Origin of the sequence: Variovorax sp. V15, assembly GCF_041154425.1 — a bacterium.
GTDB lineage: Bacteria > Pseudomonadota > Gammaproteobacteria > Burkholderiales > Burkholderiaceae_C > Variovorax > Variovorax guangxiensis.
The window spans coordinates 161,857-176,607 of sequence record NZ_AP028660.1 but is presented as its reverse complement, the minus strand read 5'-3'; the positions used below and the strand labels follow the sequence as shown (position 1 = coordinate 176,607).

At 62.9% G+C, this 14,751-nt stretch carries 17 protein-coding genes and 2 pseudogenes; 13 read left to right on the top strand and 6 right to left on the bottom strand.

The window, feature by feature from the left end:
* Positions 1 to 41 precede the first annotated feature (41 nt).
* The 11 genes and pseudogenes from ACAM57_RS33155 (at position 42) to ACAM57_RS33105 (ending at position 7,129) form a co-directional block, all read left to right on the top strand.
* Complete coding sequence (locus ACAM57_RS33155) at positions 42 to 1,031, top strand: zinc-binding alcohol dehydrogenase family protein (protein WP_369662836.1); 990 nt, start codon at positions 42 to 44, stop codon at positions 1,029 to 1,031.
* A gap of 84 nt (positions 1,032 to 1,115) precedes the next feature.
* Positions 1,116 to 2,102, top strand: a complete 987-nt coding sequence (locus tag ACAM57_RS33150) for a Bug family tripartite tricarboxylate transporter substrate binding protein (protein ID WP_369662835.1) — start codon at positions 1,116 to 1,118, stop codon at positions 2,100 to 2,102.
* Positions 2,103 to 2,136: 34 nt separating this feature from the next.
* Entirely contained in the window at positions 2,137 to 3,159 is a 1,023-nt protein-coding gene (locus ACAM57_RS33145) for a porin (RefSeq protein WP_369662834.1), read from the top strand.
* Positions 3,160 to 3,212: 53 nt separating this feature from the next.
* Positions 3,213 to 3,572: pseudogene (locus ACAM57_RS33140) on the top strand (SDR family oxidoreductase); the annotation flags it as partial.
* A 143-nt stretch (positions 3,573 to 3,715) separates the two neighbouring features.
* A pseudogene (locus tag ACAM57_RS33135) lies at positions 3,716 to 3,900 on the top strand (transporter); the annotation flags it as partial.
* Between the two features lie 104 nt (positions 3,901 to 4,004).
* A complete protein-coding gene (locus ACAM57_RS33130) occupies positions 4,005 to 4,304 on the top strand; it encodes a prevent-host-death protein (protein ID WP_369662833.1) in 300 nt (99 codons plus the stop codon).
* Complete coding sequence (locus ACAM57_RS33125; protein ID WP_369662832.1) at positions 4,228 to 4,875, top strand: CcdB family protein; 648 nt, start codon at positions 4,228 to 4,230, stop codon at positions 4,873 to 4,875. Before ACAM57_RS33130 ends, ACAM57_RS33125 begins: the two co-directional genes overlap by 77 nt.
* A 41-nt stretch (positions 4,876 to 4,916) precedes the next feature.
* On the top strand, positions 4,917 to 5,852 hold the full coding sequence (locus ACAM57_RS33120; protein WP_369662831.1) for a hypothetical protein: 936 nt from the start codon (positions 4,917 to 4,919) through the stop codon (positions 5,850 to 5,852).
* Between the two features lie 99 nt (positions 5,853 to 5,951).
* Positions 5,952 to 6,092, top strand: coding sequence for a hypothetical protein (locus tag ACAM57_RS33115; RefSeq protein ID WP_369662830.1), 141 nt, complete (start codon positions 5,952 to 5,954; stop codon positions 6,090 to 6,092).
* A gap of 222 nt (positions 6,093 to 6,314) precedes the next feature.
* A complete protein-coding gene (locus ACAM57_RS33110) occupies positions 6,315 to 6,524 on the top strand; it encodes a hypothetical protein (protein ID WP_369662829.1) in 210 nt (69 codons plus the stop codon).
* Positions 6,525 to 6,589: 65 nt separating this feature from the next.
* A complete protein-coding gene (locus ACAM57_RS33105; RefSeq protein ID WP_369662828.1) occupies positions 6,590 to 7,129 on the top strand; it encodes a hypothetical protein in 540 nt (179 codons plus the stop codon).
* Between the two features lie 24 nt (positions 7,130 to 7,153).
* On the opposite strand, the gene ACAM57_RS33100 is transcribed toward ACAM57_RS33105, so the two are convergent.
* Entirely contained in the window at positions 7,154 to 7,675 is a 522-nt protein-coding gene (locus tag ACAM57_RS33100; RefSeq protein WP_369662903.1) for a helix-turn-helix domain-containing protein, read from the bottom strand.
* Between the two features lie 306 nt (positions 7,676 to 7,981).
* Between ACAM57_RS33100 and ACAM57_RS33095 the strand changes: the two genes are divergently transcribed.
* A complete protein-coding gene (locus ACAM57_RS33095) occupies positions 7,982 to 8,254 on the top strand; it encodes a helix-turn-helix domain-containing protein (protein ID WP_369662827.1) in 273 nt (90 codons plus the stop codon).
* A 274-nt stretch (positions 8,255 to 8,528) separates the two neighbouring features.
* On the opposite strand, the gene ACAM57_RS33090 is transcribed toward ACAM57_RS33095, so the two are convergent.
* Together ACAM57_RS33090 and ACAM57_RS33085 are read right to left on the bottom strand one after the other, a co-directional pair.
* Positions 8,529 to 8,723, bottom strand: a complete 195-nt coding sequence (locus ACAM57_RS33090) for a YqaE/Pmp3 family membrane protein (RefSeq protein WP_369662826.1) — start codon at positions 8,721 to 8,723, stop codon at positions 8,529 to 8,531.
* A 198-nt stretch (positions 8,724 to 8,921) separates the two neighbouring features.
* A complete protein-coding gene (locus tag ACAM57_RS33085; RefSeq protein ID WP_369662902.1) occupies positions 8,922 to 9,410 on the bottom strand; it encodes a helix-turn-helix domain-containing protein in 489 nt (162 codons plus the stop codon).
* A gap of 286 nt (positions 9,411 to 9,696) precedes the next feature.
* On the opposite strand from ACAM57_RS33085, the gene ACAM57_RS33080 reads away from it, so the two are divergent.
* Positions 9,697 to 9,942, top strand: coding sequence for a helix-turn-helix domain-containing protein (locus tag ACAM57_RS33080; RefSeq protein WP_369662825.1), 246 nt, complete (start codon positions 9,697 to 9,699; stop codon positions 9,940 to 9,942).
* Positions 9,943 to 10,200: 258 nt separating this feature from the next.
* On the opposite strand, the gene ACAM57_RS33075 is transcribed toward ACAM57_RS33080, so the two are convergent.
* From ACAM57_RS33075 to ACAM57_RS33065, 3 genes are all read right to left on the bottom strand, one after another.
* Positions 10,201 to 10,710 (bottom strand): hypothetical protein, encoded by a 510-nt coding sequence (locus ACAM57_RS33075; protein WP_369662824.1) that lies wholly within the window; start codon positions 10,708 to 10,710, stop codon positions 10,201 to 10,203.
* A 62-nt stretch (positions 10,711 to 10,772) separates the two neighbouring features.
* Positions 10,773 to 12,734 carry an ATP-dependent endonuclease gene (locus ACAM57_RS33070; RefSeq protein WP_369662823.1) on the bottom strand — a complete coding sequence of 654 codons (1,962 nt, stop codon included), beginning with the start codon at positions 12,732 to 12,734 and terminating at the stop codon, positions 10,773 to 10,775.
* A 586-nt stretch (positions 12,735 to 13,320) separates the two neighbouring features.
* Positions 13,321 to 14,748, bottom strand: a complete 1,428-nt coding sequence (locus ACAM57_RS33065) for an SEFIR domain-containing protein (RefSeq protein ID WP_369662822.1) — start codon at positions 14,746 to 14,748, stop codon at positions 13,321 to 13,323.
* Positions 14,749 to 14,751 lie beyond the last annotated feature (3 nt).

The following is a 14,751-nucleotide window of genomic DNA, read 5'->3' as shown; positions in this document are numbered from 1 at the left end:
ACATTTTCTTCACTTCACTCCGTACCACGAGACATAGCACCATGAGGACACCACCGCGCGCCCTTCGCCTCAGCGCCAGGGCCCCGAGCTCCGATGCACTGAACCCCGACCTGGTTGACATCGCACAGCCCGAGACACCGGCCGGCTGCGCCATCGTCGAAGTCCTTGCCGCGGCGATCAACCCCAGCGACGTCAAGGCGGCACTGGGCTTGATGCCGTATGCCATCTGGCCCCGCACGCCGGGCCGCGACTACGCCGGGCGCGTCGTCGCCGGTCCGTCGGAATGGATCGGCCGCGCCGTGTGGGGCACCGGCGGCGACCTCGGCATCACGCGCGACGGCACGCACGCGCGCTACCTCGTGCTGCCCGTGGCAGCGCTCGTCGCCAAGCCCGAGCGCATCGCCATGGCTTCGGCCGCCACGGTGGGCGTGCCCTTCGTGACGGCATATGAAGGCCTGCGCCGCGCCCACCTCGCGGGCCCCGGCCAGACCGTGCTGGTGCTCGGCTCGAACGGCAAGGTCGGCCAGGCCACCGTGCAGTTGGCCACGCGCGCCGGCGCGCGCGTGATCGGCGTCGAGCGCGGCGCCACCCGGTACACGGGCCACGCGAGCGCGCAGGTCGAGGTGATCGATGGCACGCGCGACGACATCGCACAGGCAGTCCTGTCGATGACCGATGGCAAAGGCGTCGACATTGCCTACAACACCGTCGGCTCGCCGTACTTCGCCGCCGCGCTCGCATCGCTCAAGGTCGGCGGCACGCAGATCCTGATCTCCACGCCCGACCGCAACGTGTCCTTCGACATCATGGCCTTCTACCGCCGCGACTTGCACATGCTTGGCGTGGACAGCCTGAAGCTCACGGCCAGCCAGTGCGCGGACGTGTTCCGCACGCTGCTGCCGGGCTTCGAAGACGGCAGCCTGCAGGGCTTCGACGTGAGCGACGGCTCGGTGCTGCCGCTGGACCGTGCGCGCCAGGCCTACCTGCAGGTGCTCGAAGGCTCGATGGAGCGGCTGGTTTTGGCGCCCTGAACGTTCCCGGGGCGCAGCCCCGTTCATCACTTCGAGGCCTGCCCGGCAGGTAGACCCTCCCCCACGCACAACAAGGAGACAACGATGGACATCCATCGCAGGACATTGCTTCGCCTCACAGCATCTGCAGGCGGCATCGCCGGCCTTCCCACCACGCTCTTCGCGCAGCCCGCCTACCCGAACCAGCCCGTGAAGCTGGTCATTCCCTTCACCGCCGGATCGACCACCGACGTGGTAGGCCGCATCGTCGGCGAACGTCTGCAGCAGTACCTCGGCCAGCCTTGCGTGGTCGACAACCGGCCCGGCGCGGGCGGCACGCTCGGCGCCAGCGCGGTGGTCAACGCCGCAGCCGACGGTCACACGGTGCTGATCCACTCGACCGGCCACGTCGCCAACGCTGCGCTCTACCCCGGGCTCAAGTACGACACGCTGAACGACTTCACGCCGGTCACCATGCTGGCGTCGATGCCCAATGTGCTGGTGGTGCCGCCCGACCGCGGCTTCACTTCGCTGCAGGACCTCGTGCGCAAGGTGAAGGCAGGCCCGCAGAAGTTCGTGTACGGCTCTTCGGGCAACGGCAGCGCCTCGCACATCGCGGGCGAGAAGTTCCGCATCGCCACCGGCATCGAGGCCGCGCACATCCCCTACCGGGGCACGCCGCAGGCGCTCACCGACCTCATGGGCGGGCGGCTTGACTGGTTCCTGGCGCCGCTGGCGCTGGCCGCCCCACTGGTCCAAGGCGGCAAGCTCGCCGCGCTGGCCATCGGCGCGCCGCGGCGTTCGCCACTGCTGCCGCAGGTGCCGACCACCGCCGAAAGCGGTGTCGGTGACGCGGACCACCTGTTCTGGGTCGGCATGTTCGTGGCCGCCAGGACACCGGAGCGCACCGTGGCGCATCTGCATGCCGAGACCGTGCGCGCCCTGAAGACCAGCGAGGTGCGCGCGCGCCTGGACAAGCTCGGCGCCGACGCCGCACCGATGCCGCAGCAGGCCTTTGCGCAGCAGGTGCGCGAAGAGGTCCTGTCGACCACCGCGCTCATCCGGCGCGCCGGCATCCGCATCGACAGCTGATCACCCCTCGACCGCTGCGCTTCGAAAGAAAGACATGAGACAACAACTCAAACTTCTGCTTGCCCTTGCGGCCATGGGCGCGTTCGGCGCCGCCCAGGGCCAATCGTCCGTGACGGTGTTCGGCAGCATCGACCTGAACTTCACCTACTCGAAAGCCGGCCACGCCTCGACCAAGGCCATGGACCAGGGCGGCTACCTGCTGCCCAGCCGCCTTGGCTTTCGCGGCGTGGAAGACCTGGGCGGCGGACTCGCGGCCGGCTTCTGGCTCGAGACCGCCGTGCTGCCCGACACCGGCGTGACGCAAGGCGGCTTCGGCCGGCGCTCCACCGTGAGCCTGATGACCAAGGACCTCGGCGAGCTGCGGCTGGGCCGTGACTACACGCCCACGTTCTGGAACGTGTCGAGCTTTTCGCCCTTCGGCACGGTCGGCGTGGGCGGCAGCAGCAACATCGTCGAAGGCTGGCCGCTCGGCCTGGGCCGTGCACGCACGCAGGCCCGCGCCAGCAACTCGGCTGGCTACATCCTGCCGCGCGGCCTCGGCGGCCTGTACGGGCAGTTCATGTTCGCGGCGGCCGAAGGCGCCCAGGGCGCCGGCTACCGCGGCGGCCGGCTGGGCTACGAGTCGGGCCCGCTCAACGTAGCGGCCGCCTACGGGCAGACCGCTGTGGGCGTCGACGACTACCGTACCGTGACCGTCGGCGGCAGCTATGACTTCGGCGCGGTCAAGGCCTATGCCAACCACCTGCGCCATCGGCTGGGACGCGAGCGGCAGACGAACGCGCTGATCGGTGCGTCGGTTCCCGTGGGCGCGGGGCAGATCCGGGTATCGTTCGCACGCTCCGAACGCTCCGGCCCGGGCCCCGGCACCGGCGGCACCGCCCGCCAGTTCGCCATCGGCTACGCACATAACCTGAGCAAGCGCACCACGCTGTACAGCGCCTACTCACGCATCAGCAACCGCGGTAATGCTGCCTACGTGGTAGCCGACTCGTCGCCCGCCGGTGTGGCGGGCCGCCGCTCGTCGGGCCTGCAGCTCGGCGTGAACCACGCCTTCTGAACGCAGCCCATGAACCGACCGATACGATGTCTCGAGCGAAAGCACGGTGCAGACAAATGCTCACCGAGATGATCCACCACGGCATGGCGAAGACCGCGCAGCTCGCTGTGTCCCGCGGCCCGGCGGAATCGCTCGCTGGTACGAACATCACGGTGAACAGCGTACTTCCGGGCCCGACGAAATCGCGCGGCGTCGGTGACTTCGTGGAAGGCATGGCGCGCTCGAGCGACAAGAGCTTCGAGCAGGTCGAGGCGGAGTTCTTTGACCACATCCGCCCGACCTCGCTGACCAAGCGCTTCGCATCGCCACAGGAAGTGGCCTCCCTCGTGGTCCACGTGGCAAGTCCACTCGCTTCGGCGACCATGGGGGTGGCCCTTCGCGTCGACTGCAGCATCGTCAAGAGCGCCTTCTGAAGGCTTGCCTGGACCATCGGTCAGGTCACTTCTTCGAACGCGGGCCTTCGAATTCGTGCGGTATTCCCAGCGCTGCCTTCGAGCTGCTCGCCCCGCTCATATGAAAAAACGACATCCACCAGGAGCGAGGCAGACCATCCGCGCTTGCCTACATCCTCGTTCTCACCGCCATGCTGGGCGCGCCGGTGGCTCTGATCGCGCCGCCGCGCGAGTCGTCCATCGTCGTCGGCGCTTTCCTCGCGTGCTGGCTCTTCCGCGAGGACCATCTCGCGCGCCGCATGGCCGGGGAGTGATCGTGCTGGCCGGGATCGCGGCGATCAGTCTTTGATGTTTGGTCTGGAGGGTGGCCTCGCAACCAGCGCACGCCATGGGCGCGTTGCACGCAACGAGCCAACGGGAATGCCAAGGCATTCTTGCTGAAGAATGGCCAAAATGGCTGATCACTCTCACCCGAGTCCCATCATGCAGGCCAACGCCACCGATGCCAAGAACCGCTTCGGCGACTGCCTCGGTCAGGCCGAGCGCGAGCCCGTGCAGGTCATGAAGAACGACCGCGTCGCGGTTGTGATGGTCTCGGCTGCCCGTTACGCCGAACTCGAGGCGCTCGAACGGACGAAGACGCCCGGCCAGCGCAAGCGCGAATTCAACGAGACCTATGCCGAGTGGATTGCCGCCCAGAACGGACTGGTCGAACGCGTGGGTGTTTTCGGCGAGGTCTACCGTCCTTGGTGATTGCAGGATGGCCCAGTTCGACGTTTACGCCAACCCCTCCAAGGCCCAGCGCGGCGAGATCCCCTGGATGGTGGAGATCCAGAGCGAGATCCTGGACAAGCTCCCGACCCGCCTCGTGATGCCGTTGGCACCGCGTACCCACATGGCGGCGATGCCGCGCCCCCTCTGTCCGACCATTGGCTGGAACGGTAGCCGCACTGGATGCAGTGATCAGCGGAACCTGAGTCGAACCTCCGACGCGACGCTTCCAGCGCGCCGCACCCGCGCCAAAGCGAACAGCGCGCGATCTCGGCGAACGCCCAAACGACCGGCAGCCACCACGGCCCCACCGGCCGACACCGAGCCAGGTGCTTCAAAGAAGGCATGCCGTGCCCCGCTCACCATTCGATTGCCAGCCAGCAGTTCAAGTACCGACAGCCGATCCTTGGTGAAATCCAAACAGTTCCAGTCGCACTGCACTTGCAGTTCTCGAGGCTGGAACATCAATCCCGCAATACCTCTTATGGACCATGGGAGGCGCAATATTTTTGCGGGTGACGACCGTTTGACGAATCTGTCGCGTCGCCGCTAAAGTTTGCGCCGCCAGCACTTCAAAGCACGGGAGGGACTTTCGTGATTCAGCGAGGCGACATCATCTTTCGGCAAGGGGCGTTCCACCACACGATGTTGGTAACTGACCCCAAGAACTTCATCAGTCTGGACAGCATATTGCCGGGCGATGCATCTCAAGAAATTGAGGTCATTCATGCTGCTTCCAGGGATACGGCCGTCTATCGAGAAATCATCGACATCGACAAGAGTGAAGCCAGCGGAAATTGGTTCACCGTCTATCGCCCGGCGCCTCATTCCGTCGAGCTGTCAAACGGATTGCCCTTTGCCAGGCTTTGGGCCCACCTCAGGACCGCGACGCAAAAGCAGACAAAACAAGGGCCTCTGACAACCTACAGCATCAAGAAAGACGGCGCCCGGGGCAAACTGACCCCGTATTCTTATGGATTGTCCGAGTCAGGCATCGACATAAGCCGCTATTACGGGGTTCAGAATTCCCTGCGAACAGACATCAATCCGCCATTTGGATTCGATGCACTATATCGAGCTTTCAAGTGGGCTGCCCGCCAGCGAGCGGGTTTTAGTGAGAATCGCGGAACCACCTGCTGCGCTTTCGTCACCGCATGCTTCCAGGCATCTTCGGTTGATTTTCATATGGGCGGTGATCACAAGAAAGTTTCCAAAGGCCTCATGCTGCTCACGGAGCTTCGTGGAGAGAAGCTTCCCAGACCCGCCCGCTACGAAGCTTTTGTCGAAGTCGGAAGAGAGAAAAAGAAGGTGGCGCTCGCCACATATCAAGCATCGAATCCAGGAGGTTTTCACAAGGCATTCGGCGTGAACGACTACTGCAAGTTTGTCACCAAGGAAGTATTGGGCAGAGAGATGACGATTGAAGATTTGTTCCCGCCCGCTCTTCTGGTCGACGCGAAATACAACTACAGCAGGAATTTCGAGCGAATGGTGAAAGCACCGGGCAGTGGCTTCGTCAAGGTCCTGTAGCGCCGGCCCTATGCAACTTCAGAATTAAAAGCCCAGCAGCGCGGCAGCGCATGCCGGCGACTGCCTACCGTCGCCGGCACCAGAAACTGCGCGAGCGGCATGGCGCTGATCGGTGCGGCCAACGGTGTGGAATGGCCGCTCATGGTGGACGGGGCGCTGTGCCTGCTGGCCTTCCTCGTGGTTTGGGCGGCGGTGCCGCCGGACGCCAGCCGGCCCATGGGCAGGAAGCCCCGCCCGTGAATCCGGTCGCGCCAGGGCTGTGGCCGTGGAGGGTGGCAAGCCCGATGTCGTGAATCGCCATCGTCACCATCCAGATCATCGCGGGCTCCCACTTCCAGGACCGGCTTGGCCTCGAGACGGCGCAGGTCGGCCCGAGGCTGGCCATGGCGCTCACGACGACGGGCTGGCCCTGTTCGGCACGCAGATGCTGCACGCCAGGTTCCTCGGACGGCCGGCGCATCATTGGCCGTGCCATCCGAGCGGCAAGGTGCCGTCGCGGGCCTGATCGCCACGATGCAGGGTGTGGCGCTGGTGGTGACGCCGGTCGTCAGCACCGCGCTGTACGGCATCAGCCGATCGCTGCCGTTCGCCTGCCTCGCGGCATTGCTGTGCGTGCTGGCCGTTTTCTTCGTGCTGCCTTCGTTCCTCGTGGCACGGCGCGACTGGCACTGAGCAGGCCCGTCCGGGTCGCGGCCGCGCGCGGCACAATGCCTCGCACTCAGCGAGGAGAAGCCACCATGAAAAAACGCATCCTGATCGCGGCGGTGGCCGCCTGCGCCCTCGCCCTGGCGGGCTGGAACTACGTCGCAGCGCACCGGCCCGTCAGCGAGCGTCTCGCGCAGGACGCGCGCAACCAGAAGGTCTCGCTCTGGGCATACCACCGGTACGGCGTCATGCCGTCCGTGCTGGTCATCGACCTGCGCAGGGTCGACGCCGACGCGGCGACGGTGGATGTGCTAAGGGCACTTTTCCAGAGCGCGCAGTCCCACAAGGCCAGGCGCTTCGACAAGGTCCTCCTTGCGCACAGAGGCACGGCGAAGTTCTCCCTCGACGGCGCGTACTACGCGCAACTCGGCCAGGAATTCAGCGAACAGAATCCGGTGTACACGATCCGCACGTTCCCGCAGAACGTGCGCAAGCTCGACGGCACGCCCGCCTACGAGACCTGGACCGGAGGCATGCTGGGGGTCCTGAGCAGGCAGATGGAGGACGTCAACCAGTTCGCCAGGGACTGGTTCATCGCCGACCTCGCGAAACAGGAAGGCGCGCAGCGCTGACGGCCCAGCGGTCGGCACACCGCCCTATTCCCTCAGCGTGAAAACCACCGAGAGGTACGACACCGGCCCTGAATGGATCAACTCGATGCCGTGCAGCGCCGTCGCATCGAACAGCAGCGTGTCCCCTGCCCCCACCTCCACCGCCTTTGCGCCATAGCGGTAGGTGACCACCCCTGACAAAAAGTACAGGAACTTGAGCCCCGGGTGCTGGAAGGTCACATACGACTCGGCCTCGGGCAGCAACGTGACCAGATAGGGCTCCACGAACAGGTTGCCCGACAGCGAATGTCCCAGCAGCTCGTAGCGATAGTCCGCCACTGCCCCCACCCGATCAACAACAAGCCCCTGCCCTGCCCTCACATGGCAGAAGTCCGTGCGCCGGGCCTGATCCCCGAAGAAGCGAGACACCGGCACGTGCAAACCTTCCGCGAGCCGCTCCAGAGTCTCCACCGAGGGCGAAACCAAGCCGCGCTCGATGCGCGAGAGCATCGAGGCGGAGATTCCCGACGCCAACGCGAGTTGCCCGGCCGACAGTCCGGCCGCCATGCGCAGCGCCCTCACCTGAGCGCCGATGCGCGACGCGGACGAACTGCGAGCGACAGGTGCCGGTCGCCGCGGCCGGACGCGCGTCACCGAGGCCGGCAGACCCAGCGGACGTGCCGTAGGCAGGGGCGAGGCGATGTGGCGACGCGTCATTTGGATTTCGTGCCCGCAAGGAAGGCCTGAATGGGAGAGTTCTGGCCGAGTTCTCCGACGCCCCCTGCGATCCAAATTCGATACGGAGGGAGCCGCGCCTCATTTTGTACCATACAAGCGGGTGCATAAAGAAGACCGCGCGATGAGAGTCATCGCATGCGATCGACGCAGGATCCCGCACTGCTGAAAGCCTTTGCGGCCGAGCTGAAAGCTCGGCGGGCAGTGCGTGGCTTCAATCAGGAGGAGCTGGGATTTGCGTCGGGACTCAATCGCACGTTCATCGCGAAGCTCGAGACCGGCACCTCCAGTCCTTCGCTGACCAGCCTCGTTCTCCTGTGCAACGGACTCGAAACAGATCCGGCAGAGCTCATGCACTCCCTCATGAAGCGCTACCGGAAGGAACTCCGAGCCAAGCCGGCAACCAGGTGAGGCTTCAGAACACCTCAACTTCCACGATCAGGCAGAACAAGCAGACACGGATTCCCGCGCGCAGCTACCCGATGTTCGGCATGCCGAACATCAGGGAAGAAAGGGATGCATCGCGCTGCCGCTGCAATAGCGAGCCATCGACCGGACCACGCGCAACGGCACCAGGGAACGCCGACCTTCCTCCAGGCCAGCCGTGCTGCTGACCGATCCTCAAGCGATGTGCGCGGCCAGCATGGAACGGGCGCGCGCAGCCTTCCGGCGCCCGCCGCCTTGGTCAGGCCCTTTGACGGAGCGCCTTTTCGATCTTCTTGTCGGTCTTGTACTGCCCCAGTCCATACACAGCCCAGATCGTCGCCGGCAACCAGCCAATGATCGTGAGCTGGAGAATGAGGCAGATCACACCGGCAATCGGCCTGCCGATGGTGAAGAATGTCAGCCAGGGCAAGATCAAAGCAATCAGCAGGCGCACTTTTTCTCTCCTAGATCGTCGGACAGTCATTCAACCCGTTGGGATCTCAAGCCCCGTGCGACCAGCTTGACGCCGAGCCACGCGCTCATGACTTTCAAGCAGCGATGAAACCTGTTCGTCCGAACTCGAGACCAACGACCCGAAGCATGATCACACCACATTGATGAGAATCAATGTAGAGGCGGAGCCAACTTTGCGTCACTCGCGCAGCGTGGACACCACCGAGAGATACGACACCGGCCCCGAATGGATCACCTCGATGCCGTGCAGCATCGTCGCATCGAACATCAGCGTGTCCCCTGCCCCCACTTCCACCGCCTTCGCGCCGTAGCGGTAGGTGACCGACCCTGATAAAAAGTACAGGAACTTGAGCCCGGGATGCTGGAAGGTTACGTACGGACCTGCTTCCGGCAGCAGCGTGACCAGGTAGGGCTCCACGAACAGGTTGCCCGACAGCGAGTGCCCCAGCAGCTCATACCGGTAGTCCGCCACCGCCCCGATGCGATCGACCACAAGCCCCTGCCCTGCCCGCACATGACAAAAGTCCGTGCGCCGGGACTGATCACCGAAGAAGCGAGACACCGGCACGTGCAAGCCTTGCGCAACCCGCTCCAAAGTCTCGACCGAGGGCGAAACCAAGCCCCGCTCGATGCGCGAGAGCATCGAGGCCGAGATTCCCGATGCCAACGCCAGCCGCCCGGCGGATAGGCCGGCCGCCATGCGCAGCGCCCTCACTTGAGCCCCGACGCGAGACACAGACGGATTGCGCGCCACCGGAGTCGGCCGCCGCGACCGTGCACGTGTGACTGCGGCCGGTAAGCGCAGTGGGCGAGCCGACGGCAAAGGCGAAGCTGTGTGTCTGCGCGGCATATGACAACAAGGCCGTCCCCATAACAACAGAACTGCGCGGGGGCGACGAAATGTGGAAGATCGTCCGTGGTGTGATCGTACACAAGGCGGGAGCATTTTGTCCATGCCAATCGCCTCGCCAAAACACGCGCTCGACCCAGCGCTGTTGGCGCTCGGCACCGCCATCAAGGCACTGCGTAAGGCTCATGGAATCTCGCAAGAAGAACTTGCGCATCGCAGCCACATCGACCGCTCCTATATGAGCAGCATCGAACGGGGATTGCAAAATCCCGGCGTGATGACGATTGTGCAGATCGCCGCGGGCATTGGTGTCTCTGTTGCCGACTTAGCGGCCAAGGCGCGACTCTGAGAATTCAAGAGCGCACAGGTGAGACGCTAGGGCGAGCGACCTTGGATGCCCGAGACGCAGCGTTTGCGGACCTTCAACTCCCACAGGCGTACGTGCGTAAAGAAGCACTAACTGGTCGTACAAGGACAAGCGACCATTCTCCTGCGTCGAGCACATCCTGGACGGGGACCTGCGGAAACCATCCCGGACTTCGCGATCAACCCTGAGGCATCTGATAGTAGGCCTCGTCCCAGGCAGCGTCTTCTAGGCTGTGCGATCTCAGCTCGAACTCTGCAGGGTCTTCTCGGTAGGTTCGAAAAGGAACAGGGCGAGCTTGGCCGAGTTCTGTCCCGACGGCCACTCTGCTCCAGTCCGCTTGAATCCTTTTCCTTCGAGCGTGGCGTGCATCCACGGGTTATTTACCCTAGAAGTTGCGAACATTCCACGACCAGGGGCGTGCAGAACGAGCGCCTCGCACAGCATTTTGGACTTCCCGCCGCGTATGCCCGGACACACGTAAACCCAGCCAAGCTCGAACGGATACCGATCAGCGGGGATGCTGGTCAGCGCCCCTTTCATCACCTTCGCGCGGTAGCCCACGCTCGGCTCCTTCAATCCCGCGACACCCAGGATTGCGCCCTCGTCCAACAGAAACGCGAGAGCGACAGCGCACCTGATGCGCCCAGCCAACCCTATGGGGTCGACCTCACCGCCCTCTAAGACGAGCGCTTCGAACTGGACGAGCTCTTGCGGCGAACACTCGTTTGGCGATTTGGCTTTGACGTCCATGATGTCCGCCCGTTATTGAGCACGGTTCTCCGAAGCTGATCCGCCGGTTTCTGAGACGACGATCAGGGAAGCAGCGCATTGAATGCGATGAAGACCTTCTCGGCCTTGTCGAGCGTCGCCTTGACGGACTCAGCGTCGCAGTGGAAAAGCTCGGGGTGCTTGAGCAGCCATTCGGCCGCACGCCAGTGCCCGAACTCGGGTACTTCCGGCGGCATCAGCTTGAACAACGCCTCGGCCTGCTTAACGATGCGCGGCGTCGTCTTGTCCGCCTCGCGCAGCTTCTCGATCGTCACGGTGTGCGACGACGGCACTTTGTATGCGGCATTGAGGATCTCGATGTAAAGAGCCGGATCGAGCAAATCCTCGACGTCGGCCTCGGACTGACCAGCGAAGTCGGCGGCGGTGAAGAAATGCCCTGCCTTGAGGATCTCCTCGCGTTTGAGCTTCTCGATCTTGTTCGCATCCCCCTTGCCGATGTCGGAGAGGACGGCCAAGTTCATCTTGTTGCCGCCGAAGAGGCGCACGAACGGCGCGATCTTGTCGATGCCGCCGGAGGGGCAGACGACCCAGCGCTTGTCCATACCGGCTCGGCCCCACCGCTTCAAGCCCTCGGAGAGCGCGTTGAGATAGACGATGTCACTGGGACCCTCCACGAGCCAAGTGTTCTCGCCGATGAAGAGCGACTGCGTGATCTCATAACCCAGAGCGCCTTGCAGCGGGAAGAGCGTGTCGTCGTCGACTTGCAGCACGTCGGAGCGCACCTTAGTGCCCTTCACCACGGGCCGCGGCCCGCCTCGTTCGATGACGTCCTCGACGATGCGCACGTCCGCCAAACGGCTCGTGGGCACCATGAAAGGAGAGTGGGTGGTGAAGATCACCTGGTGGTCCGGCAGCAGGCGCTCCTCGATGTATTTGAGGAGGTCGGCCTGCGCTTTGCCGTGCAGCGTTAGGCCCGGCTCATCGAGCAAGAGCACTGCGCTTCCTTGGGTCTTTTTCAGCTGCTTGAACTGCGCCAGAAACGAGAAGAACCAGACGAAGCCGGCACTGCGTTCCGAGAGGGCGATCTTAGCCTTGTGATTGGTGTTTCGGATCTGAATCGAGGCGACCGTACCGGTGTTGAACGGCGGCGAGTCGCCGGGCTTGCCCGCGTCGAAGTCGATGGTGACTTCGAGCGCGTTGTTCTGCGACCAAAACTGGAAGATCTCCTCGGTGATCTCGTTACCGGCCGCTTCGAGCCGCGCTTTCAACGCTGTGCGCTTGTCTACGGAGACGAGCTCGTCGATGTCGGTCCCCGCGTAGGCCAAGAAGTCCAAGAAGATTTTGTCGCCGGTGTCGACCTTCTTCTGCGAGACGTCGCGCTGCAGCTGTTCCACCGATACCTCGCCCGACATGCGCTCGAAGTGCGAGGTGTAGAAGAAGCTGGGCATTCTCGGCGAGAGGATGTCGATCGCGCAGAGCGTGAAGTCCGATTCGCGGCACTTCTTGATGTCCTGCAGCAAGGCTTCCTGCTTCGGCGTGCGATTGGCCAAGCCCGACAACGCCTTGTCCGCGCCGCGGCCATTGGTCACACCGTGCAGGATGTTGCGGTCCGTAGCGTCGAGCGCGTGAGCGCTCGTGAGGTGGTCTAGGCACTTGGCTTGGTCGATCCGCAGGGTCCAGATTCGCTTGTCCTTCTCGTAACCGAAGCCGAAGTGGACCTCGAATTCGTCGCCGAGGACCACTCCCGACCCGAAGCGGGCCTCGATCTTCGCGATGTCAACCGCGTCGAGCCTCCACCAAGTGCGGATCACCTCCGAGGTGCCGTCATCGTGGCGCTCGTCGAATCGGTTGAGGAAGCGGCGCGGGTAGTCCTCCGTCTTGTCGAACTCAAAATCGTCGCTGGGGCGTAGGCCTCGCAGCGCGCTGAGCAGTGCCGTCTTGCCCGCCTCGTTCTTGCCGACGAGGCACGTGAGCTCTCCAATGTCGAACTCCCCAGAGTCTTCCACCGAGCGGTAGTTTTGAACCCGTGCCTTGATGAGCTTCATGTCGTTCCTTTCCGTCGCCGGTCCGCGCCGTCAGATCTTTGACAGATTATCCATGTCTGAAGGAAGAGCACTGGATGGGCAGACAGCGTACCCGCCGCGAGATTCCACGTGACGAGCTCCGCCGCTCTACAAACCTCCATTCAAACGACCGGAAACTTGCGACGCCTTAGGAACCTAAGCCGAAGATTGATCCGCACATCGGGGCATTCGACAAGGATGGGCGCAATCCGGGCGGCCAATCGCCCTGTAACCGGCTTCACCGAGACGGAGCGCTTAGCCGTCCTTAGCTACGAGGTCACGCTGGTCGCTCCTCAGGCATTCAGAGCACAGAGGCGCGCGGAGTCCAGGGAGCGCAGCGGTCTCGTGAAAAAAGAAGATTCGAGCAGACTGACATCAGGAGTTTGGAGCTAGCGTCCTAACGACCGCGGACAGTCTTTGCCGGCTTCTCGGAATAATGCAGCGCGAAGCGATTGGTGTGCTGGAAGGCATGAGCCGGCACGATCCGGCCAGATTCTTCCTTGTGCGCGGGGAAGGCCGAGTGCCCAAAGCGGTCGATCGCGGCGCTCGATCCAGCCGAACCTCCAGTTCAGCGACGGGTAGCTATTGCATCTGGAAGCATCAAGGCAGCATAGCTCAGCACGTTGGAGCCGAGCCGAATCCGTCGGTATCCCATTGGACCGTTGCTTGTTACGAGCTCCCGAATCGGGTCCAGCGATTCGATGCCGAGAACCTCCTTCAACTGTCCGAAAAATTGCTCTGACTGAGCACGGACGAAGACTTCGAGCGCTCGGTGGTGACTCACATAGATCCATGTCAGTGGGTACCAGCGGTCATCGCCGTTTGCGAGTTCAGCACGAAGATGGATCAGCAGATCCGCCTGCAGAAACTGGTCTCGAGGCAACACTCCTGATGAAGTTCGCTCCTGGAGCGTCTGCCCGAAGGGGGTGAGATATTCGGAACCTTCAGGCGTTCTGAGCTCTTTGAGGCGATCATCGCCCTGCCAAAACACGGCGTAAGAATCGCGTTGGCCACCGCGATACCCGTTCTTGATCGCGCCGAAGTAGGGCGCGGCCAGAAGACTCTTCGCTAATTCGAATTCTTCGCGCCAGATAGCTATGCCTACGACGGACACGAAAAGCTCGTGAGCTAGCAGCCTGAAGTGATCGGTCGACTCTCGGTCTCTCTTCGCCGGGTAGCACCGTGCCAAAAGATCGTCAAAGAAACGGACAAGATGCATTGACAGCTTCTGTCGTGAAACGGACTCGTGATCGACGGCGTCTAAGACAACCCTCACGAACTCATCCTTCGCTTGCCTGAGGGCTTCAAATTGCTTCACGACCAGACTGTTTGTCGCACGAGGATCCAAGATGGCAAAGCGATCAAGGTTGCGACAAAAGCACTCCAAGTACTCTCGGAACAAGTTTGCAGAGTTCGCGCTGCCGCCCCTGGCCGCGCGACGAAACTGACTCGCGGTGAACTCGGTACCAAGACCGATTTCAGGTTCATCGGTCAAGAATGACGGCCTTGCCCCCAAAGGTGGGCGCTGATGAAGGGGCTTGTCGAAAATCCAGCGCAGCAATTGCTCCAGGTTGCTATCAGCTAGTTCATCAGTGCTCATGTCGATGAATATTCGCCCATGGTAGTAAGTCGGCACGAACGGCTCGCCACTTTCGGAGCGCTCTCTGACGACAAGCGCAAAGCGACCTTCGTCTTTTCCAGAATAAAGCTTGGGGGAGATGATTTGGGCTTCAGTCCCCGCTCCGCCGCGGCGGTCATTGGACTTTTCAGCATAGGTTCGATCCGAAATGATGATGACTTTCCTGATTTCGGAGTCATTAACAATTCGCTCCATGAACTGGTAGGAGTTTTGCCCCTCCCTTAAGTCCCATTTGTCGAGAATGATGTCGACGCTGGCCTCCACAAGGCGCTGGCAAAGATTCAAAACCCACTGCTCATGATCAGGACTTGACCAAGCGTATGAGACGAAGACCTTTGGACTATCACCGGAGCTCATGAC